The 21,602-nt window shown below is 62.2% G+C and carries 16 protein-coding genes and 1 pseudogene; 6 read left to right on the top strand and 11 right to left on the bottom strand.

The annotated features are described in order from the left end of the window. Nucleotides 1-13: 13 nt before the first annotated feature. Nucleotides 14-2,896 carry an EAL domain-containing protein gene (locus NB311A_RS12920; RefSeq protein ID WP_040675222.1) on the bottom strand — a complete coding sequence of 961 codons (2,883 nt, stop codon included), beginning with the start codon at nt 2,894-2,896 and terminating at the stop codon, nt 14-16. A 197-nt stretch (nt 2,897-3,093) separates the two neighbouring features. Continuing rightward, entirely contained in the window at nt 3,094-4,092 is a 999-nt protein-coding gene (locus NB311A_RS12915) for an NAD(P)H-quinone oxidoreductase (RefSeq protein ID WP_040675066.1), read from the bottom strand. A 202-nt stretch (nt 4,093-4,294) separates the two neighbouring features. Between NB311A_RS12915 and NB311A_RS12910 the strand changes: the two genes are divergently transcribed. Together NB311A_RS12910 and NB311A_RS12905 are read left to right on the top strand one after the other, a co-directional pair. Continuing rightward, nucleotides 4,295-4,486: a DUF1192 domain-containing protein gene (locus NB311A_RS12910; RefSeq protein ID WP_009799025.1), complete on the top strand. Its 192-nt coding sequence runs from the start codon at nt 4,295-4,297 to the stop codon at nt 4,484-4,486. Between the two features lie 513 nt (nt 4,487-4,999). Further along, on the top strand, nt 5,000-5,521 hold the full coding sequence (locus tag NB311A_RS12905) for a DUF1465 family protein (RefSeq protein WP_009799024.1): 522 nt from the start codon (nt 5,000-5,002) through the stop codon (nt 5,519-5,521). Between the two features lie 321 nt (nt 5,522-5,842). Here the strand turns inward: NB311A_RS12905 and rpmE are convergent, their stop codons facing one another. Beyond that, nucleotides 5,843-6,070: a 50S ribosomal protein L31 gene (gene rpmE, locus NB311A_RS12900; protein WP_009799023.1), complete on the bottom strand. Its 228-nt coding sequence runs from the start codon at nt 6,068-6,070 to the stop codon at nt 5,843-5,845. Between the two features lie 147 nt (nt 6,071-6,217). Here rpmE and NB311A_RS12895 point away from each other — a divergent pair, with 147 nt between their 5' ends. After that, on the top strand, nt 6,218-8,104 hold the full coding sequence (locus tag NB311A_RS12895; protein ID WP_083780460.1) for an ABC transporter transmembrane domain-containing protein: 1,887 nt from the start codon (nt 6,218-6,220) through the stop codon (nt 8,102-8,104). A 12-nt stretch (nt 8,105-8,116) separates the two neighbouring features. On the opposite strand, the gene NB311A_RS12890 is transcribed toward NB311A_RS12895, so the two are convergent. The 3 genes from NB311A_RS12890 to NB311A_RS12880 form a co-directional block, all read right to left on the bottom strand. Then, on the bottom strand, nt 8,117-8,566 hold the full coding sequence (locus NB311A_RS12890) for a GNAT family N-acetyltransferase (RefSeq protein WP_009799021.1): 450 nt from the start codon (nt 8,564-8,566) through the stop codon (nt 8,117-8,119). Between the two features lie 158 nt (nt 8,567-8,724). Continuing rightward, on the bottom strand, nt 8,725-9,753 hold the full coding sequence (locus NB311A_RS12885; protein WP_009799020.1) for a peptidoglycan -binding protein: 1,029 nt from the start codon (nt 9,751-9,753) through the stop codon (nt 8,725-8,727). Nucleotides 9,754-9,768: 15 nt separating this feature from the next. Further along, nucleotides 9,769-10,836: a flagellar motor protein MotA gene (locus NB311A_RS12880; RefSeq protein ID WP_009799019.1), complete on the bottom strand. Its 1,068-nt coding sequence runs from the start codon at nt 10,834-10,836 to the stop codon at nt 9,769-9,771. 525 nt (nt 10,837-11,361) lie between these two features. On the opposite strand from NB311A_RS12880, the gene NB311A_RS12875 reads away from it, so the two are divergent. Both NB311A_RS12875 and NB311A_RS12870 read left to right on the top strand, forming a co-directional pair. Beyond that, nucleotides 11,362-12,570: an efflux RND transporter periplasmic adaptor subunit gene (locus NB311A_RS12875; RefSeq protein ID WP_009799017.1), complete on the top strand. Its 1,209-nt coding sequence runs from the start codon at nt 11,362-11,364 to the stop codon at nt 12,568-12,570. Nucleotides 12,571-12,576: 6 nt separating this feature from the next. Next, nucleotides 12,577-15,741, top strand: coding sequence for an efflux RND transporter permease subunit (locus NB311A_RS12870; RefSeq protein WP_009799015.1), 3,165 nt, complete (start codon nt 12,577-12,579; stop codon nt 15,739-15,741). Nucleotides 15,742-15,785: 44 nt separating this feature from the next. On the opposite strand, the gene NB311A_RS12865 is transcribed toward NB311A_RS12870, so the two are convergent. From NB311A_RS12865 to NB311A_RS12855, 3 genes are all read right to left on the bottom strand, one after another. Then, nucleotides 15,786-16,577, bottom strand: a complete 792-nt coding sequence (locus NB311A_RS12865; RefSeq protein WP_009799014.1) for an inositol monophosphatase family protein — start codon at nt 16,575-16,577, stop codon at nt 15,786-15,788. A gap of 61 nt (nt 16,578-16,638) precedes the next feature. Then, a complete protein-coding gene (locus NB311A_RS12860; RefSeq protein ID WP_009799013.1) occupies nt 16,639-17,667 on the bottom strand; it encodes a tetratricopeptide repeat protein in 1,029 nt (342 codons plus the stop codon). Then, a complete protein-coding gene (locus NB311A_RS12855) occupies nt 17,664-18,365 on the bottom strand; it encodes a thiamine phosphate synthase (RefSeq protein ID WP_009799012.1) in 702 nt (233 codons plus the stop codon). The genes NB311A_RS12860 and NB311A_RS12855 overlap by 4 nt, the downstream gene beginning before the upstream one ends. Nucleotides 18,366-18,721: 356 nt before the next feature. Here NB311A_RS12855 and NB311A_RS12850 point away from each other — a divergent pair. Then, a pseudogene (locus tag NB311A_RS12850) lies at nt 18,722-19,039 on the top strand (cation transporter); the annotation flags it as partial. 102 nt (nt 19,040-19,141) lie between these two features. Here the strand turns inward: NB311A_RS12850 and NB311A_RS12845 are convergent. Both NB311A_RS12845 and pgk read right to left on the bottom strand, forming a co-directional pair. Next, the gene (locus NB311A_RS12845; RefSeq protein WP_040675216.1) at nt 19,142-20,173 is read right to left on the bottom strand and encodes a class I fructose-bisphosphate aldolase; all 1,032 of its coding nucleotides are present in this window, start codon (nt 20,171-20,173) and stop codon (nt 19,142-19,144) included. Between the two features lie 119 nt (nt 20,174-20,292). Next, complete coding sequence (pgk, locus tag NB311A_RS12840) at nt 20,293-21,489, bottom strand: phosphoglycerate kinase (RefSeq protein ID WP_009799008.1); 1,197 nt, start codon at nt 21,487-21,489, stop codon at nt 20,293-20,295. Nucleotides 21,490-21,602 lie beyond the last annotated feature (113 nt).

Genomic DNA, 21,602 nt, shown 5'->3' with positions numbered 1-21,602 from the left:
CCGCCCGCCAGTCTTAGCTCGCCGCCTCAAGCCGCTCCTGAGCCAGGAGCCGCATAGTCGCGTCGGCGTCCATCGGCTCGCCGAAAGCGAAGCCTTGCGCGTATTCGCAGCCCAGTTGATAGAGTTCCACCGCATCAGAATCGGTTTCGGCGCCTTCGGCGACTACATCCATGCTGAGATCGTGCGCCAGTGCGATGATCGACTTGAGAATGACAGGCCGCGTGCCATGGGTTGTGGTGCGCACGAACGACTGGTCGATCTTAATCGTATCGAACGGGAAACGCTGCAGGTACGAGAGCGAGGAATAACCCGTGCCGAAATCATCAAGCGAGAGCTTGACGCCGAGTTCGCGAATCCGTTGCAGCATCTGCGCTGCATGTTCGGGATTTTCCATGACAAGCGATTCTGTCAGTTCAAGCTTCAGCGTGCCGCGCGCGATTGATGAGCGCGAAAGCACCGAGCGGATGTCGTGGATCAGATCGTGCCGCAGCAATTGGCGCGACGAGACGTTGACGCTGGCGAAAATCGGTGGCTGCGACCGGATGGCGCGCTGCCAGACCGCGAGTTGGCGCGCGGTCTGGTCCATCACGAACGTCCCGAGATCGACAATCAGGCCGGCTTCCTCGGCGATGGTGATGAATTCGTCCGGCGCCATCCGCCCAAGCTTGGGGTGATCCCATCGCGCCAGCGCTTCAAAACCTGCGATCGAGCGATCCTCCAGCCGGACGATAGGTTGGTACAGGATCGCCAGCTCACGCCGCTCGATGGCGCGCCGCAAATCCGCCTCGAGCGATAGCCGGTCGTTTTTCCGGGCACGCATCGCGGGTTTGTAAACGTCGATCCTATCGCCGCCGATCCTTTTGGAATGGTACATCGCAAGTTCAGCATCCTTGATGATCTCTTGCGTCAGTTGCGTCTGAGGATCGCTCAACGCGAGTCCGATCGAGGCGGTCAGGAAGATTTCGCGGTCGTTGAAGGTGATGGGCGCGCGGATGGTCTTGCGGATGGTTTCGGCGAACGCGGTGATGCGGGGCGGGTCCTGCTCCGACATCAGGATGAGGCCGAACTGATCGCCGGCAATTCGCGCCAGCGTATCCTGTGGCTTCAGGATACGCGTCAACCGCCGCGCCAGCGTCAGCAGGATCGAATCCCCGACCGCGACGCCAACGGAGTCGTTGACCTGCTTGAAGCGGTCGAGGTCGATCACCATCAGGGTCGGCCGCAGGCTCGGCATGGTCTTGGCGAAGGTTGCGACCGCGTTGAGACGGTCGATGAAAAGCTTGCGGTTGGGAAGGCCGGTCAGATTGTCGTGCACCGAATCGTGCAGCATCCGCTCCTCGGCTTTCCTCGTGTCGGTGACGTCGGTGAGGGTTCCGACCACGCGTGAAACCTCGCCGTCGGATCCTACCACCGGGCGCGCCTTGAGCGCGAACCACATGAAGTGGCCGTCCGACGTGCGCAGCCGGTAGTCCTGCACCAGCCGTCCCCGGCGTTGTTCGAGCACGCTGTCCAGCGCGGCGCGGAACCGGTCCTGATCGAGCGGATGCAGCACTTCCAGCCAGGCCGCCGCCGGCCCCTCGAGCGTACCGCGCTTCAGGCCGAGCAGGCTTTCGGTTTCGGGACTGGTAAAGACCTTATCGGCCGAGACGTCCCAGTCCCAGACCAGATCGCCCGCGCCGGTCAAGGCGAGCGCGCGGCGCTCGATATCGGATACGACGCCCGAAGCGCCGCCTCCGCCAGCGAAAGCATGCTGCATCACCGTGAATCCGATCAGCATCACGATCAGCACCAGGCCGCCGAGCAGGGCAGGGCCCACGATGTCGTTGATGACTTCGCCTTCAATCGCCATTCCGGCGGCGGCGACCCACACCACCAACAGGAACCAGGTCGGGATCAGCAAGACGGCGCGATCGAAGCCGTGAACCGCGAGATAGACGATCAGTCCGAAGCCGAATACGGCGATTAGCGCGAGCGACATCCGCGCGATGCCCGAAGCCACCGCCGGATCGAACAGGGCAAGCGCCACCAGCGAGCCGAGGAAGGCTAGCCAGCCAAGGGTGATATGCGCATAGCGCACGTGCCAGCGATTGAGATTGAGATAGGCGAACAGGAATACGAGCAGCGTCGCTGCGAGAATTGCCTCGCCTGAGGCGCGCCAGACGCGTTCAGCGCCCGCCGGCATGTCCAGCACCTTGCCCCAGAAGCCGAAATCCACGCCGATATAGACCAGGACCGCCCAGGCAAGCGCCGCGGCGGCAGGAAACATGATGCTTCCCTTGACCACGAACAGGATGGTCAACACCAGCGCCAGCAGTCCGGAGATGCCGATGACGATGCCCTGATACAGGGTAAAGGAATTGATCTTGTCCTTATAGGCGTCGGGTTCCCAAAGATAAAGCTGCGGCAGCTTGTCGGTGCGCAGTTCCATGACGAAAGTAATAACGGCGCCCGGATCGAGCGTGATGCGGAAGACGTCGGCGGTGGCGCTCTCCTGCCGCTCCGGACGATCACCGGTCGATGGCGTGATGGTCGCGATGCGCGATTGTCCGAGATCCGGCCAAAGCAGTCCCGAAGACACGAGGCGATAATGCGGTGCGACGATCAGGCGATCCAGTTGATCGTCGGTGTTGTTGGCGAGCGCGAAAACCACCCAGTTCTGACCGCCTTCCCGCGCTCGCACCTCGACGCGGCGGACGATGCCGTCGGTGCCGGGCGCGGTCGAGACCTGAATGCGGTCGGAGTCGCTGTGCTGATGATCGAGGATGGCGGTGAGGTCGATAGCGGGCGCGTCACTGCGGACGCTGACGGCGTCGACTGCGCGTGCCGGCGATGCCGCGACGAAAATCATGAAGGCCAGCGTAAGCCACGCAAGCCACCTGACCGCATGCAATGTCATTTCCCCACGTTCAACAATACAGTCCGCCTTGATGCGCGCGCGGAGATCGAGACCCGCGCGGAGACGATCCTGCATGTCACAGGAATGGAAGCGAACCCGTGCAAACCCGCCACCTGCTCTTGCCGAACCCGTCGACCGCGCGAGATAGATGACATAATTTCAAAAGGAATTATAGACTCCCGCAGGTTCGCGGAAATCTAAACCGTCAACACAATTTTGCCCACATGCGCGCTGGTTTCCATCCGCCGGTGAGCTTCCGCCGCCTTATCGAGCGGGAAGCTGCTGTCGATCAGCGGCTTGATTCGTCCCTCACGCATCAAGGGCAGCACTCTGGCTTCGATGGCGCCGACCATCGCGGCCTTGTCGGCCACCGAACGCGGCCGCAGCGTCGAACCGGTGTGATGCAGCCGCTTCACCATCAGCCTGGCGAAATTAACGGTTGTCTTCGCGCCGCCGAGAAACGCGATCTGCACGATGCGGCCCTCGATCGCCGCGGCATCGTAGTTCTTCTCGATATAGTCGCCCCCGACCATATCGAGGATGAGATCGGCGCCTGCGCCGGCCGTCACCGCCGTTACCTCCGCGACGAAATCCTGGAGCCTGTAGTTGATGGCGTGATCGGCGCCGAGCCTGAGACAGGCGTCGGCCTTCTCTCTGGATCCGACGGTCACGATGGTCCTTGCGCCAAACGCCCTGGCGAGTTGAATCGCCATGGTGCCGATGCCCGATGAACCGCCGTGAATCAGCAGCGTCTCCCCGGACTTCAGCGCGCCGCGCTCGAACACATTGTGCCACACCGTCATCAGTGTTTCCGGTGTCGCGCCGGCCTCAATCATGGAGAAACCGAGGGGGACCGGCATCGCGATCGATTCATGCGCAACGCAGTATTGTGCGTATCCGCCGCCCGAGACCAGCGACATCACCTTGTCGCCGATCTGATACTTGTCTGCTCCCTCGCCAAGCGCAGCTATCTCGCCGGCGACCTCCAGGCCAGGCAGATCGCTGGCGCCCGGTGGCGGCGGATAGTGGCCGGAACGCTGCAAAATGTCCGGCCGGTTGACGCCGGCCACCGCGACCTTGATCAGAATTTCGTTCGGACCGGGTAATGGAACCGGACGAATCTCCGGTACAAGAACCTCCGGGCCACCGGGTTTGCTAATCCCGATGGCGGTCATTTGCGCTGGTGGCTTTTCCATGGTTTGTCCCCGGAAAACGCGGAAAATCAACGGGATTCCTGACTACAGCGTTTTCGAGCGAGTGGATACCGGCGTAGCGTGAAAACGCGTCGGAACAAATCATCGAGCTTACTCGCTTCTCGTTCCGTCCGAAGCGGCTCCGGATAGCCGGCTGCGGTCTGAACCGCGCTTCACGCGTATAACTGACAGCGGAGCAGGATGCATGGCCCTCGAGGATGACGACAAACCCAGGAAAAGGATCGCTCACGAGATCGGGCAGGACCTTTCGCTGCTTTCGGTCGACGAACTCGGCGAGCGCATCGCGCTGCTGACGGCGGAGATCGAGCGCCTGCGGGCTGCTGAAGCAAAGAAACGTGCTTCGAAGGATGCTGCCGACCGCTTTTTCAAGTCCTGAGAAGTTTCCTCCTTCCGTTCGGGCATAGGACGGATAGAGCGACGAGTCACCTTGCCCAAACTGCAAACAAAAGCTGAAGAAATTCGTTCGTTTACGATTAATTAAGCTTTCCCGTCTATGACTGAAATGTCCTTCATTGGACACCGAGTGGCTTCCTGTCCACTCTGTTTGACGCCTCCCTGTTATCAACTTCAGGCCGCCGGAAACGGCGGCTCTTTTTTTGCCCGCGTCATTTTGCTGGGTTGCTTTGCGTCATTTTTTCGCAATGTCGAGCCGCTTTGAATATTAACCCTTATTTAACCCTTGCCGATACCTAGCGCTGGACTCCCGCTCCGCGGCGCGCAATGATTTATTCATTATAAGCTGGCGCGAGGAAGCTGGCGGCGGATAAAATGGAAATACCGGACGTTACCCTCAGAATGCGCGTAAGTTATTGATCGAAAGTATTTTCTAGCGGTTAACCGGATTCCCTGCCTGGCGGTACAAGTGCCCTGATTGCGTGAGGCGTGAATTATGTTCGATCCATCGACAGCCGACACCGGCCTTGTTCAGTTCAGTGAACGTCTCGCCGGTTCTTCCGTGTTCACGACCCTGTTCCGGGAAGGCATGGATCTGGTGGAGGAAACCGCTGCCTATCTTGATGGTGAAGGCCGCACCGAGGCGAAGGCGCTCGAACGTTCAGTCAGCCTGACCTATGCCACCGAAAGCATGAGGCTGACCACGCGGCTGATGCAGCTCGCATCATGGCTCCTGCTGCATCGCGCCGTGAAGGAGGGCGAGATGACGCTGGCGCAGGCCAATCGCGAAAAGACCAGGGTCAAGCTGACGGCGGCGGATCCAGGTCCGCAGGACATGATCGCAAAATTACCCTGGCAGTTGCAGGACCTGATCGAACGATCGATGAACTTGCAGGCGCGGGTCCGGCGTCTCGATACCACCATCCATGCGCCGCCCGTCGAGCGCGGAACGGTCGGTAATCCGCTGGTGTCGCAACTCAACCGCCTCAAGGAAGCTTTTGAACGTCAGGTCAGCTGAATCCGCCGAGTAAAGTCGCAGCGAAGAAAGAGCAGGCTTGCCGTATTCTTTCTGGCAGCGGATGTTTTCATGAGAGCTTTTCCGCTTCTGATGGAATCAGAAGCGGGCTCTATGATTTTGATTTGACGCGTTTTCTTCAAGCGAACCGGCGTCCACTTCGCTTGAAAACGCTATAGGGCGAAACACGCACGCGCGCCTCGCCCTATGATGGAAACGGGCTCATTGACAGAACGCGCTCGACCCTAACCGTCCCATCAGAACTTCCAGATTGTCCGGCGTGATGCGCCTCGCAATGCTGCAATCTATGATTGAGTTCTGAACTCAGCCCTTCTTGAGGAAGCCCGAGAATTTCTTCTGGAACCGGGAGACGCGACCGCCGCGGTCGAGAATCTGCTGGGAACCGCCAGTCCAGGCAGGGTGCGACTTCGAATCGATGTCGAGGTTGAGGGTATCGCCGTCCTTGCCCCAGGTGGAACGGGTCAGATACTCCGTGCCGTCGGTCATCACGACCTTAATTGTATGATAATCCGGGTGAATTTCGGCTTTCATGACGTGTCCTTGCAAGGCTGACGATTTGGGGCGGATCCGGTCCGCTCTATATCGCACCAAAGTTTGACGGACAAGCGCGCCTGCGCATTTGCCAGCGTGCGCTGGGGGGCATATTAGGTGCCTTATCAGCAATGGCATGGTCAGGCGATGAGTTCGGTAGAAGTGCGTGAGAATACCTCGAAATCCGCGGCTGTCGCCCTGCCGCTCGATGGTCCCTTGAAGGCTGGGCCCGAGCCGGCCGGACCAGCCGTGGCGGATCAGGCCTCGCCGCCGGACGCCGGAGCCCGCGGCGGCGCACGGTTGCGCCCGCTGCTCGCGCTCCTGCCCTATATCGCCCGCTACCGCGGTCGGGCGCTGCTTGCGCTTGTCGCCCTGGTCGTTGCCGCACTGACGACGTTGGTGGTGCCGCTCGCGGTGCGCCGGATCATCGACTTCGGTTTTACGTCCGAAGGCGTTGCGATGATCAACAGCTACTTCACGATGATGATCGGCGTCGTCGCCGTCCTCGCCGGCGCCAGCGCGGCGCGTTATTTTCTGGTGACCACCACCGGCGAACGCATCGTCGCCGATCTGAGGCGCGACGTTTTCGCCCACCTGATCTCCCTGTCGCCTGTGTTTTTCGACACCGCCCGCAGTGGCGAACTGGTCTCGCGGCTGACCGCCGATACGACCCAGATCAAGTCTGCCGTCGGCTCTTCGATATCGGTTGCGTTGCGCAACCTGGTGCTGTTCGTCGGCGCGGTCTCGATGATGGTCATCACCAGTCCGCGCCTGTCCGGACTGGTGCTGGCGGCGATCCCGTTGATCGTCGTGCCGCTGGTCGCATTCGGACGCTGGGTGCGCCGCCTGTCGCGGAACGCGCAGGACAATCTTGCGGACGCCACCGCCTATGCCTCCGAGTTGGTCGGCGGGATCAGGACGGTGCAGGCCTATACCAACGAACGGCTTGCCGATGCGCGTTTCGGCGGCGAAGTCGAGCAGGCCTATGTCGCGGCGCGCAATTCGGCGCGCGCTCGTGCCGTGCTGACCGCGATCATCATCTTTATCGTCTTCACCAGCGTGGTCCTGATTCTCTGGATCGGGTCTCGCGACGTCCTTGAGGGCAGCATGACGCCGGGCCGACTCGGCCAGTTCGTGCTGTATGCCGCTTTCGCAGCGACCGGTCTAGGCCAGCTCAGTGAAGTCTGGGGCGAGGTCGCCGCCGCTTCCGGCGCGGCCGAGCGTCTGTTCGAGCTGCTTCGCGTCAAGCCGGTGATCGCGGCGCCGCCGGCGCCGCGCGCTCTGCCGGTCCCTGCGCGCGGCGATGTCACGCTGGACAACGTCAGCTTTGCCTATCCGTCGCGCCCGCAGGTCAAGGTGCTTGATGGCGTCTCGCTTGCCGTAAAGGCCGGTGAGAAGGTTGCCATTGTCGGCCCGTCAGGCGCGGGAAAAAGTACGCTGTTTCATCTTTTGCTGCGGTTCTACGATCCTGCTTCGGGCACCATCTCCTTCGATGGCGTTCCGCTGCGAGCAGCCGATCCGTGCGAGGTTCGCGCGCGCATTGCGCTGGTGCCGCAGGAGTCGGTGGTCTTTGCCGCGTCCGCCCGCGAGAATATCCGCTTCGGCCGGCCGGATGCCTCCGACGCCGAGGTCGAGCGTGCCGCCGAGCTTGCCCATGCCACCGAGTTCATCCGCCGGTTGCCCGGCGGCTTCGAGGCGTTGCTCGGCGAGCGCGGCGTGACGCTGTCCGGCGGACAACGCCAGCGCATCGCCATCGCCCGCGCAATCCTGCGCGACGCGCCTCTATTGCTGCTGGATGAGGCGACGTCGTCGCTCGATGCCGAATCCGAAACCCTGGTGCAGACCGCGCTGGAGGAACTGATGCGCCATCGCACGACGCTGGTCATAGCGCATCGCCTCGCAACGGTACTTTCCTGCGACCGGATCATGGTCATGGATCACGGACGGATCGTGGAGCAGGGGACTCACGCCTCGCTCGTGGCGGCGAATGGACTATACGCCCGGCTGGCGCGGCTGCAGTTCGAGGGGGTGTGAGGTCTTATTTCCTCACGGCTTCCATTCCATGCGGTTGACCGGCCGTCCGGAAATCGGATTCACATCCTCGCCTGCATGTTCGAAGCCGTTGCGCGCGTAGAAGCGTATGGCGCGCGTGTTGTCGGCGTTGACCTTGAGCGTGATTCCCGCGGGTGACAGGCGTTTCGCCTCATTCATCAGTGCGTTCGCGATATCGCCGCCCCAATGCGCCGGATCGACCACGAGCTGGTCGAGATAGCCTTCGCTGTCGATGGTGACGAAGCCGACGAGATCGCCGGATCGCCGGGCGACGACGATTGCGGCGTTCGGCACCAGTTCGTTGCGCCAGCGTTCGCGCCACCACGGCAGGCGCGCCGCGAAATCGATCTCAGGATAGGCTTGTTGCCACGTCGCCGCCCACAGCGCGATCGCGGCGTCCTCGTCGGAGGCACGGTAGGGGTGGAGCTGAAACGAGGCCGTCATTCAAACACCGCCGTTTTGCCCGACACTCGGGTCCGGCTTCATCGGCTCGAACACGGCCCTATCGTGCCGGGTATCCATGTCTTTCTTTTTTGCGGCACGGCAAGATGGGGATGGCCGGGATAAGCCCGGCCATGGCGATGGGGGATCGCATAAGGATATCACCGCTCCGTCAGCTTCAGCTCGATACGGCGGTTGCGCTTGTATGCGTCGTCCGTCGTGCCGGGATCGAGCGGCTGGAATTCGCCAAAGCCCGCGGCAACGAGGCGTTGCGGCGGCACGCCGCGCGAGACCAGATACTGCACCACCGAGATCGCGCGCGCCGCCGACAAGTCCCAGTTCGACTTGAAGACCGGGCTGTTGATGGGCCTGACATCGGTGTGGCCGTCCACGCGCAGCACCCAGGCGATCTCGCTCGGGATCTGTTTGTCGAGATCGGTCAGCGCGTTGGCAATCTTATCGAGCTCGGACTTCCCTTCCGGCAGCAAAATCGCCTGCGCGGTCTCGAAGAACACCTCTGACTGGAAAACGAAACGGTCGCCGACAATTCTGATATCCGGCCGGTTACCGAGAATGGCGCGCAAACGTCCGAAGAATTCCGAACGGTAGCGGGACAGCTCCTGCACGCGCTTTGCCAGCGCAACGTTCAACCGCTGGCCGAGATCGGCGATGCGATTCTGCGATTCCTTGTCCTTTTTCTCGGATGCGTCGAGCGCGTCCTCCAGCGCCGCCAGTTGCCGGCGCAGCGCGCTGATCTGCTGTGTCAGCACCTCGACCTGCGCCAGCGCACGAGCCGAAATCTGCTTTTCGGAATCCAGCGCCTTGTTCAATTGGCTGTTGCGGCCCGCGGCATCGTTACCCGCGCCGGCGAGGCCCTCATAGAGTCCCTTGATCCGATCGCGCTCGGCTTCGGCCGATGCGAGGCCCGCACGCAACTGGCTGACTTCGTCGCCGAGACTGACCTTGCCGAGCTTTTCCAGCGACAGCAGATCGGTCAACTGGGCGATCCTGGCATTAAGTTGTTCCAGCGCCTTGTCCTTGCCCGTGACTTCCTGCGACAGGAAAAACTGCACCACCAGAAATACAGACAGCAGGAAAACGATCGCGAGCACCAGCGTGGAGAGCGCATCGACGAATCCCGGCCAGTAGTTGAATCCACTCTCATTCCGGCGCCCGCGTGCTAGGGCCATGATGTTTCTCTTAGATTATGCCTCTCCCTCTGCGGAGGGAGGCGCCGGCCGCGGAGCGGCGGTCGGGGTAAACGGGACGGTCAGCTGATCGTTGTCCGGCGGTTGTGCTAGGTGCTGAAGCAGCTTCTTGATCTCGCGGTTTTGCTCGCCCTGTTCGTCCGCCCATTCGCGGATCAACTGTTGTTCGCTCCGCATATGGTTGACGAGCCCCTGAATGGCTTCTGCGAGGCTGGCCATTGCGGAGGTGGTCTCATGACCGGATCCCGCCTTCTCGACGGTGGCGCCAAGCCGCTCGATCGCAGCCTTTATCTCGGCCGCCGGATCGGCCCGGGCCTTGTCGCGATATTCGCGAACGGTGGTGGCGAGCCAGTCCTCGAGGTCGGTATAGAAGCGGTTCTGCGCCTGACTCGATTGCAGATCGAGAAAACCAAGAATGAGCGATCCGGCGAGGCCGAAAAGCGACGACGAAAACGAAATGCCCATGCCGCCGAGCGGCGCGGCAAGGCCTTCCTTCAGCGTCTCGAACAGGGATCCGGTGTCGCCGCCGACTCTCAGGCCGTCGATCACCTTGCCGACAGAGCCGACGGTTTCGATCAAGCCCCAGAACGTGCCGAGCAGGCCCAGGAATACCAACAGACCCGTCATGTAGCGGGAGATGTCGCGGGCTTCGTCGAGCCGCGTGGCGATGGAATCGAGCAGATGCCGCATGGTCTGCTGCGAGATCGACACCTGCCCCGTGCGTTCGCCGCCGAGAATCGCGGCCATCGGAGCCAGCAATCGCGGCCTTCGGTCAGAAGCCTGGCCCCGATTGGCGACGCGGAAATTGTTGACCCACGCGATTTCCGGATAAAGCCGGATCACTTGCCGGAAGGCAAAAACGATTCCGATCGTCAGGACGCCTACGATCAGCGCGTTGAGACTGGGGTTGGCGAAGAACGCGGAAACGGTCTGCTTGTAGAGAACGATCAGCACCAGCGCGCACAGCACGATGAACACGACCATACGCACCAGAAATATCCGGGGTGGCGCCAGCTTGGTCTGTTCGATCTCCGGTGCGGAGCGGGGGGCAATGCCTGGCGCCATGAGCGAGCGTGCTTAACCCATCAAGAGAGCAAGGAGGTTGAGTAAGCCGCATTATGGCACGGCGTCGCCGGCAACAAATAGCTCTTCCACCGATTTTGCCAAGTTATCGATTTTGCCAAGTCATCCGCCCCGCGGCGCAAAGAGTTTCAATCGCGGCGTATTTCTTGCGTCGAGATTTCGCCAAGAACAATGCGCGGAGCTTTTGGCGTGCCGTGCTGGTCGATCCTTCTGCTTGAGGTCATCGCGACAAAACAGCGCATTCGGAAAGACTGTCGTTACCATTTTCTTTCAATTTGAACGGAACCTGGATCACGACTGTTTGAATCCAAGAAACCGGAACGATCTCAACGCGATAGCGGTATGTGACATTGCGCCGCCAACAAATCATATTGCATCGCGGTCGTTCTCGTCTAACCTCCCCTGTGGGGATGATACGGATTCGCGCGCATCGGACTGCGAAGCATCGCGCTTCGCCCAGGGCGGATTCGTACTTTGCTTGCCGAATTATGAGGTTTCCAGGTTCCAATGCCGAGATTCAATTTGCGACTGACGTTGGCGGCTGTCCTGCTTGCTGGGTTGTCGCCGCTCCTTGGCGGCTGTGACGAGCCCGTTACGGCTGAAGCTTCGGTGAAAGCGGTCACTCCTGAAGTCAGCGTCGTCACGGTGGTTCCAAAACCGCACGCGATCGTGCGCGAACTGCCGGGCCGAATCTCGCCATTACGGGTTGCGGAAGTGCGCCCACGGGTTTCCGGCATTATCACCAAGCGGTTGTTCCAGCAGGGCAGCGAAGTGAAGGCCGGCGATCCGCTGTATCAGATCGATCCAGAGCCGTTCGCGGTCGAAGTGCAGGCCGCGGAGGCAGCCCTGGCAAAGGCTAACGCCGTATTCGAACAGGCCTCGCACCATGCGAGACGTATCGAGAAGCTGACCGCCCGGCACGCCACTTCCGAGGCCGAGAACGAGAAGGCGATCGCCAATATGCGTCAGGCAGCGGCCGATGTCGCTGGCCGCAAGGCGGACCTGGCGCGGGCGCGGCTCCATCTTGCTTACACCACCATTCGCGCGCCGATTGACGGTGTGGTCGGCGCGGCTCAGGTGACCGAGGGCGCGCTCGTCGTGCAGAACGACGCGGCGAGCCTCGCGACGGTGCAGCAGCTCGACACGATTTATGCCGACTTCACCCAGTCCGTGTCGGAGCTGAATAATCTGCGTCGTGCGTTCGAGACGGGAGAACTGGAGCGCATCGCGCCTGGCGCTGCAAAGGTCCGCCTCGTGCTCAACGATGGAACGCTCTACCCACTGGCCGGAAAGTTTCTGTTTTCCGAGGCCAAGGTCGATGCCTCGACCGGGCAGGTGACCTTACGCGGCGAATTTCCAAATCCGAAGCGCGAATTGCTGTCGGGTATGTACGTTCGCGTGCTGTTGGAGCAGGGCGTCGACAGTGATGCGATCGCCGTCCCGCAGCAGGCGGTCCAGCGCGACTCCAGCGGCGGTAGCGAGGTCTTTGTCGTCCAGGACGACGATCGCGTCATCGCGCGTCCGATCCGGACGGATGCCGTCCAGCACGGCTATTCGATGGTCAGCGATGGGTTGAATGCGGGCGACCGCGTCGTGGTCGAGGGCTTTCAGAAGTTCACGGCAGGCGACAAAGTTCGCACCCTGATGTGGGCGGAAGCCGATGCTTCGCGCGACACCGTAGCGACGCCCGGCGAGACGGCGTCCGCCCGGCAGTAACGCAGCATGCCGGCTTTCTTCATCGACCGGCCGATCTTCGCGTGGGTCGTCGCGCTATTCATCTGTTTGATCGGCGTGATTTCGATTCCATTCCTGGGCATCGCGCAATATCCCATCATCGCGCCGCCTTCGATCTCGGTCGCAACCGTGTATCCCGGCGCCTCGCCGGAGAACCTTTATAACAGCGTCACGCGACTGATCGAAGAACAACTCAACGGCGCGTCGGGCATCCTTAATTTCGAATCCACCAGTGATTCTCTGGGACAAGTCGAGATCACCGCGTTCTTTGTTCCCGGCACCTCCACTGCTCTCGCCTCGGTGGACGTGCAGAATCGCATCAAGCGCATCGAGGCTCGCCTTCCCGCGGCTGTGCTGAAGGAAGGCATCCTGGTCCAGGAGGCCTCGAGCGCGGTGTTGCAGATCATCACGCTGCGTTCGACAGACGGCAGTCTGGATGAGGTCGGCCTCGGGGACTTCATGACGCGTAACATCATCGGGGAAATCCGGCGTATTCCCGGTGTCGGCCGGGCCACGCTGTTCTCCACCGAACGCTCGTTGCGCGTCTGGCTCGATCCAGAAAAGCTCGTTGGCTACGATCTGACGTCGGAAGACGTCACCAAGGCGATTGCGGCGCAGAATGCGCAGGTGGCTTCGGGCAGCATCGGAGGGCCGCCGAGCCGGGCAGGGCAGAAAACCGCGGCGCTGGTGCTGGTGAAGGGGCAACTCACCACGCCCGAGGAATTCGGCTCCATCCTGCTGCGCGCCAACCGCGATGGCTCCACCGTGCGCCTGCGCGACGTGGCGCGGGTCGAGGTCGGCGGCATGGATTACCGATTCACCACCCGCCTCAACGGCAAGCCGACCGCGGGTCTTTCGGTGCTGCTCGCACCGGGCGCCAACGCGCTTGCCACCGCGAGCGCGGTGGAAGCCAAGATGAAGGAACTTTCGAAGTTCTTTCCGGCGAATATCGCCTACAGCATCCCTTACGATATCACGCCCGTGGTGGAGGCCTCGATCGAAAAGGTCGTGCATACGCTGATCGAGGCGGTGGTGCTGGTGTTCCTGGTGATGTTCCTGTTCCTGCAGAACATCCGTTACACGATTATTCCGACCGTCGTGGTGCCGGTCGCGCTGCTCGGCACCTGTGCGGTGCTGCTAATCGCCGGCTATTCCATCAATATGCTGACGATGTTCGGCATGGTGCTGGCGATCGGCATTCTGGTCGACGACGCCATCGTCGTGGTGGAGAATGTCGAACGCATCATGGCGGAGGAGGGGCTGCCGCCCAGGGAGGCGGCGCGCAAGGCGATGTCGCAGATCACGAGCGCCATCGTCGGCATCACGCTGGTGCTGATGGCGGTGTTCGTGCCGATGGCGTTTTTTCCGGGCTCTGTCGGCATTATCTACAGGCAGTTTTCCGTCACGGTGGTTGCCGCGATCGGTTTCTCTGCCCTGATGGCGCTGTCGCTGACGCCGGCGCTGTGCGCCACGCTGCTGAAGCCGGCGGAGGCCGGACACGCCCATGCCCGCAAAGGCTTGTTCGGCTGGTTCAATCGCGCGCTGGAGGGCGTGCGCGGCCGCTACGTCTCGACCGTCGGCTGGTCGCTCAGGCGAACCGGACGCCTGATGCTGATTTACGCCGTTCTGGTTGGCGCCCTCGTTTGGGCCTTCGTTCGATTGCCTGCCGGCTTTCTGCCGGTGGATGATCAGGGCTTCATCACCACCGACGTGCAGACGCCGGCGGATTCATCCCACGGGCGGACCGAAGCGGCGGTGGAGGCGGTCGAGAGATACCTGGCCCAACGGCCTGGGATTCAGGATGTCACTTTCCTGACCGGTTTCGCCTTTTCGGGGCAGGGCATGAACACGGCGCAAGCGTTCATCACCCTGAAAGACTGGTCCGAACGTCCTGAGAAGGACTCAGCCGCGAATATCGTTGCTGACGCCAATCGTGATCTGGCGCTATCGCTGCGCGACGCCAAGATCACCGCGCTGCAGCCGCCGCCGATCGACAACCTCGGCAATTCCTCCGGTTTCAGCTTCCGTCTTCAGGATCGCGGCCAGAAAGGCTACCCGGCGTTGTTGCAGGCGACCAATCAGTTGATCGCCGCGGCCAACGCCAGTCCGATCTTGCAGAACGTCTATGTCGAGGGTTTGCCGTCGGCGGGGCAGGTCAATCTCATGATCGACCGCGAGAAGGCCAGCGCTCTCGGGGTCACGTTCGAGGACATCAACGATACCATGTCGACCAATCTCGGCTCGACCTATGTCAACGACTTCCCCAACCGTGGGCGAATGCAGCGCGTGATCGTGCAGTCGGATCGTGACGGCCGCACCACGGCGCAAGACATCCTCAACTACAACGTCAAGAACAGCAGCGGGCGGCTGGTCCCCTTCTCCTCCTTCTCCTCTATCGAATGGTCGAAGGGGCCGACACAGATCGTCGGCTTCAACTACTATCCGTCAATGCGCATCACCGGCGAGGCGCGGGCCGGCTTTACCTCCGGCGACGCCATCGCCGAGATGGAGCGGCTGGCCGATCGCCTTCCGCGCGGTTTCGGCTATGAATGGACGGGTCAGTCGTTGCAGGAAAAGTTGTCGGGATCACAGGCGCCGTTCCTGCTCGCGCTTTCGGCATTGGTGGTGTTCCTCTGCCTGGCTGCGCTTTATGAAAGCTGGACCATTCCGCTCGCGGTGTTGTTGACGGTGCCGCTAGGGATCTGCGGCGCGGTGCTGGCGGCAACCGGGCGCGGGCTTGCCAACGATGTTTATTTCACCGTCGGACTCGTGACCATCATCGGCCTGGCGGCCAAGGACGCCATCCTCATCGTCGAATTCGCCAAGGATTTGCGGGCGCAGGGCAAGCCGCTCGTCGACGCCACAATGGAGGCGTGCGCGCTGCGCTTCCGTCCGATCTTGATGACAGGCTTTGCCTTCGCCTCCGGCGTGCTGCCGATGGTCGTCGCCAGCGGTGCAGGCGGAGCAAGCCAGCAGGCGCTCGGCACCAGCGTGATGGGCGGCATGATCGCGGTGGTGGTGCTGGCGCTGTTGATGGTGCCGGTGTTTTACGTCGTCGTGATGCGCGTGCTTGGGCGCGACAAGAGTGGACTGGAGCCGGCGGGCGCGCCGGAAGTCCATGGACCGCCGGCGCCGCTGCGTCCGGCGGAATAGGGCATGATCCCGACCCGAAGCGTTGCGCCGGCTTGTGACGTTCGCTATCCCAGCGGCTTGATGATCTTCACGAGTTCGGCGTGAACGAATTCGTTGCCACAGATCACATCGCCGGTCGTGAGCGGATCGTCATCGCCCTGGATGCCGCTGACAATGCCGCCAGCCTCCCGGACGATGATTTGTCCGCCCGCAATATCCCACGGCTGCAGGTTGCGCTCCCAGTAGCCGTCGACGCGGCCCGCCGCGACAAAGGCGAGATCAAGCGAGGCCGCGCCGAAGCGCCGCAGGCCCGCTACCTTCGGCTGCAGCGCGGCCATCTCCCGTCGTGACAACTCATGGTCGCCGCGTCCGATATGCGGCAGGCCGCAAGCGATAACGCAGTCGTTCATCTGGCGGCGCCCCGACACGCGTAGCCGCTGATCGTTGAGAAAGGCGCCCTTGCCGCGCTCCGCGGTGTAGAGTTCGTCATTGGCGGGGTTGTAAACGAGGCCGGCGATCAGCACGCCGTCGCGCTGCAGGCCGATTGATATCCCGAAATGCGGAATGCCGTGCAGGAAGTTGGTGGTGCCGTCAAGCGGATCGACGATCCAGGTGTGGCTCTTGTCCGTGCCCTCGCGGTTACCGCCTTCCTCGCCGAAAAAGCCGTAGCCGGGACGCGCCTTGCTGAGTTCCTCATACAGGATATCTTCCGCGCGCTTGTCCGCAAGACTCACGAAATTCGCAGGCCCCTTCAGCGATACCTGAAGATTCTCGATTTCGCCGAGATCGCGTTTCAGGCTCCGGCCTGCGCGGCGCGCAGCCTTGACCATGACGTTCATGAGAGCGGATTGCAGCATGATAGGGCTCAGGATGGATGATGGGTCTGGGTGCCCTGCGAACGGGTCCCCGTCAAGCGGTTCATTTGATTCCAAGCCATTTGCGGGCGGCGCTCTCCGCATTGGCGCGTTCTTCGGGCGTTGCCTGCGCCAGCGCCTCGTCAAGCATCAGATCGCCCTTGCCTGCGGTTTTCGCCACGATATGCCATTTCAGGCCTTCGATCTTGTCCATCGGCGCGCCCATACCTGTGACGAGGACCCGGGCGAGACGATTTTGAGCGATCGCACTGTTCTGTCTCGCGGCTTTGCGCAGCAGCGATACCGCGGCGGCCTCGTTCTTTCCGGTGCCGCTGCCGTTGAACAGCGCAATCGCGTACTCGACTTCGGCATCGACGTTGCCGGCGAGCGAGGCCGCCTGCAACAGCCGCACTGACTTGTAGAGATTTTTTTCAACGCCGGTGCCCTCCTTGTAGAAGGTCGCCAACGCATATTGCGCTTCCGGGCTGCCGGCGTCGGCTGCGAATCGCAGCAGCTCGGCCGCGCGCTTGAAATCCTGCGGCAGCGTTTGCCCGTCCATATAGAGAAGCGCCAGGTTGTAGGCGGCCTTGGGTTGACCGAGCTTGGCGGACGCGGCCAGCCATTTCACGGCGCCCGCCCTGTCTGGCGGTCCGCCGCGCCCGCTGATGCGTAGCATGGCGAGCGCGAACATGGCTTCGCGATCGCCCAGATTGGCCGCGCGCTGATGCCATTCGATCGCCTTGCCATAGTCGCGCTTGACCCCGAGACCATTGGCATAGAGCTCGCCGAGCATGGTCATGGCGGCGGGAGCCTTGTCCTCCTGTGCCTGCTTCAACGCGAGATCGAACGCGGTCTTGTAGAGGCCGCGCTGATAGGCGCCGTAGACCAGATCTGCATTCGGATCGTCAGGGGCTTGCGCGTCTGTTTTGCGGTCCGGTTCGGGCCTGGCGGGTGGCGTCGGCGGCACCGGCATGATGGTCTTCGTCTTGATGCTCTTGCCGGCGGCCGCCGGAGCTGGCTGAAGCTGCGCCAGCGCACTTTCCCCGAACATGAGAACGCCAATCAGTATGGCGACGGGACGCAGGACAATCATCCGGCGCCCCTGACGCCATGAGGATGGTTCGCGCGTTGCGCGCCTCCTTGTGGTCCGTAACCTTGGCCGATTGCGGTTGCGATATCCGCGAGCGCGGCCGCCGCGCCGCGCGGGTCGTTCCAGATGATGTCGCCGACCAGCACGAAATCCGCGCCCGATGCCGCGAAAAGCTGCGCTTCATCGAGGTTCGCGGCGTGAGCAACGCAGGGCGGCTCGAACAATTCGGCCCACCATGCCAGCCGATCCGCGATCGCTTCCGCGGACGGCCGATCGCCGGTCTTGTCCGGCTCGCCGAACAGCACGTAGTCGGCGCCGGTCTCGCCAGCGACCATGGAGTCATGGCGCGTCGGCAGGCCGCCGGCGCCGACGATGCGGTCGGGTTTCAGTGCGGGCATCGCCTCCTGCAACGCCTCGATGCTGGCGAGATGCGCGCCGTCGGCGCCGGACCGCGCGACCAGATCGGCGTGGCCATCAAGCAAAAGCGCAGCGCCGCTGTTCTGGATCAAAGGCGCAAGCGCCTTGATGCGCGATATCATTGTGCGTGGATCGGAGAGCGCGAGCCGCATCAGCACGGCGGCGATGTCCGCGGATGCCAGCGCATCGGCCAGTGGCGTCATGATCCCTGTCGGATCGCAGATCACCGGCGTGGCCAGATAGAGACGCGGTGCGGGGCGGAGGGAGGCTGATTTCGCGAGCATCGGAAGGGTCTCAGATAGCCGAACAGGTGAAAGCGAGAGGCTCAATGCCAGGACATTTTCGTCGACATTATGCGTGAGCAGCGGCAAAAGATTCTAGCAGCTTCGCCTTTTTGCGGGTCACGTTCATGATCTTGAATCGATTTGATCCAAAATCATCGCGACATCAGGGCGAACACCTTCTCCGGCTCGTGATCAAAGTATCGATCTTCAAAACCCGGTTGCCGCGTCATGCCGGCAAGGGCAAATCATAGACAGGCGTTTGAGCAGAACTCCCTTCTGTGATCGGTCTTCGAAGGTCAAGGCACCGTTGTTCTTCGTAGCAGTTTTGTCCGCCGATTGTGCGAACCTTCCATCGTCCGAGCGCCGAGGTCATGGGCGTTATCGGCTTTATGGCCCTGGCGGCCAACCTCGCCTCGGCTGGTCTGCTTGTACCGTACAAGGATGGCGACGCGAATGTACGGTCGGTCTGGCTCTGCTCTCGTAACGACGCCATCGGCAATGTGATGGTGATGCTTGCAGCCTTCGGAGTCTGGAGTACCGCCACCGCGTGGCCGGATTTGATCGTCGCCGCGATCATGGCCGAAATCTTCCTCACCTCAGCGGCTCAAATCTTGCGGCAAGCCTGGAGTGAATATCGTCAGGAACATACCTCGCGTTCTGTCGCCGCAGAGTAGGGAGTATCAAAGACAGCCGCGCGCTCGCGCGAGCGTGCTCTGTCTGATTCTCCCTCCTCTTCTGTTTGAATCGGCAAGGGTCCGGGAGCCGATTGTCCCGTCTCACGCGGCTTTCTCCTCCAGTTCGGCTTTCCACTCTCCCTTGGTTGCGAGCGAGTTCATCCGCGCCCGGTGGATAAGAGCCCGTTGCCCTGCGGCGACGTTCTCGGGCTTGCCGGACCACGCCTTCTGCGGTGCCGCCTGTAACGCGCGGCCGTAGGAGAAGGTAAGTTTCCACGGCAGGTTTCCCATCCGGTTCATGGCATCGAGATGGGCAGTGGCCTCCTCGTCGGACTGTCCGCCGGACAGGAAGGCGATGCCGGGGACGGCAGCCGGCACGCAGGCCTTCAGCATCCGCACCGTCTTTTCCGCAACCTCCTCCACGGATGCCTGCCTGGCGCTCTTCTTGCCCGCGATCGCCATGTTGGGCTTCAAGATCATGCCTTCCAGCGCGACGCGCTGCTTGCGCAATTCCTGAAACGTTACATTGAGGACGCGCGTCGTGACCTCAAAACAGCGATCGATGTCGTGATCGCCGTCCATCAGCACCTCGGGCTCGACGATCGGTACGATCTGGGCAGCCTGGCACAGCGCCGCGTAGCGTCCGAGGGCGTGGGCGTTGACACCGATCGCGGTCATGGTCGGGATGCCGCCCGCCGCGTTGATATCGATCACCGCTCGCCATTTCGCGAAACGTGCGCCCTGATCGTAGTATTTTTTCAGGCGCTCCGCGAGCCGGTCCAGTCCGACGGTCACGAGTTCGCCGGGGCAGGCGGGCAAGGGTTGCGTGCCTTCGTCGACCTTGATGCCGGGAATGGCGCCGGCCCGCTGGATCAGCTTGATCAGAGGCGTGCCGTCCCTGGCGTTCTGCCAGATGGTCTCGTCATAGAGGATGACGCCGGAGATATATTTCGTCATGGCGTCGGTGGCACGGAACATCATCTCGCGATAGTCGCGCCGGCTTTCCTCGGTGGATGTCACACCGATGGCATTGAACCGTTTGGTGATGGTGGGAGAGGATTCGTCGGCGGCGAGAATGCCTTTGCCCGGCGCGACCATGGCTTGCGCCACGTTGTTGAGGTCAGCGAGATTCATGAGCGGCTCCTCCTGCATACACTCTTCCGACCTCCGATGGAGGCCGGTTTTGAGGATCAGGCAGGCATCAGAGTTGCGACTTTCTGATATCGCAACTCATTTTGCCGCGAGGAGCAGCGTCATTTTGCCCTTAGCACCTCCACGCCGGGCAGCGGCTTACCCTCCATCCACTCCAGGAAGGCGCCGCCGGCCGTAGAGACATAGGTGAAGTCGCCGGCTACGCCAGCCTGGTTCAGCGCCGCGACCGTGTCGCCGCCACCGGCGACCGACACCAGCTTTCCAGCCTTGGTACGTTCTGCCGCGTGTTTTGCCGCGACCACGGTGCCGCGATCGAAAGGCGACAGCTCGAACGCGCCGAGCGGGCCGTTCCAAACCAGCGTCGCGGCGTCGTCGATGGCCGAGTGAACGCGTTCCACCGACTGCGGTCCGACATCGAGAATCATGCCCTCCGCAGGAATGGCGTCGAGTCCGTAGGCGTGGGAGGGCGCGTTGGCGGCGAAATGGAATGCTACCGTCGCATCCACCGGCAGGATGATGGCGCAGTTGGCGGCTTCGGCTTTCTCCATGATACGCAGTGCGGTCGCCGCGAGATCCTTTTCCGCCAGCGATTTACCGATGTTGACACCCTGCGCGTGCAGGAAGGTGTTGGCCATGCCGCCGCCGATCACCAGCGCATCGACCTTGTTGACGAGGTTCTCCAGGAGGTCGATCTTGGTCGAGACCTTTGCGCCACCGATCACGGCGATGACGGGCTTGGTCGGCGCTTCGAGCGCCTTGTTGAGCGCTTCGAGTTCGGCCTGCATGGTGCGTCCGGCATAGCCCGGCAGCTTGTGGCCGAGACCTTCGGTCGAGGCATGGGCGCGATGCGCGGCCGAGAAGGCGTCGTTGACCCAGATATCTCCGAGCTTGGCGAGTTCGGCGACGAAGGCCGGATCGTTCTTTTCCTCTTCCTTGTGAAAGCGAGTGTTTTCAAGGCACAGGATGTCGCCATCCTTCATCTCGGAAATCGCCTTTTGCGCCGACTCGCCGACGCAGTCGTCGGCGAACGCGACCGGCTTGCCGAGCACTTTGGCGAGTTCCGCCGCGACCGGCCGCAGCGAATTTTTGGGGTCGGGACCCTTGGGCCGGCCGAAATGCGCCAGCAGGATCGCCTTGCCGCCCTTGTCGGCGATTTCCTTGATCGTCGGCGCTACCCGTTCCAACCGCGTGGCGTCGGTAACGCGCCCTTGTTCCATGGGGACGTTGAGGTCGACGCGCAGCAGAACGCGCTTTCCGCGAACGTCAACGTCATCGAGGGTGCGGAAGGAATTTGTCATGGTTGGATGCCCCGGACACGGTGCCGCGTGTACGGTGTGCCGCAAATCGGGACTGCCACGCGGAAAAAGTTGCGGTTTGAACGGCGCCGGTTCTGCATCGCGGCGCTTGCGCC

The sequence above is a fragment of the Nitrobacter sp. Nb-311A genome (genome assembly GCF_000152905.1).
Classification (GTDB): Bacteria; Pseudomonadota; Alphaproteobacteria; order Rhizobiales; family Xanthobacteraceae; genus Nitrobacter.
The sequence above is the reverse complement of the archived record's forward strand: the minus strand, read 5'-3'. Positions and strand labels throughout refer to the sequence as shown.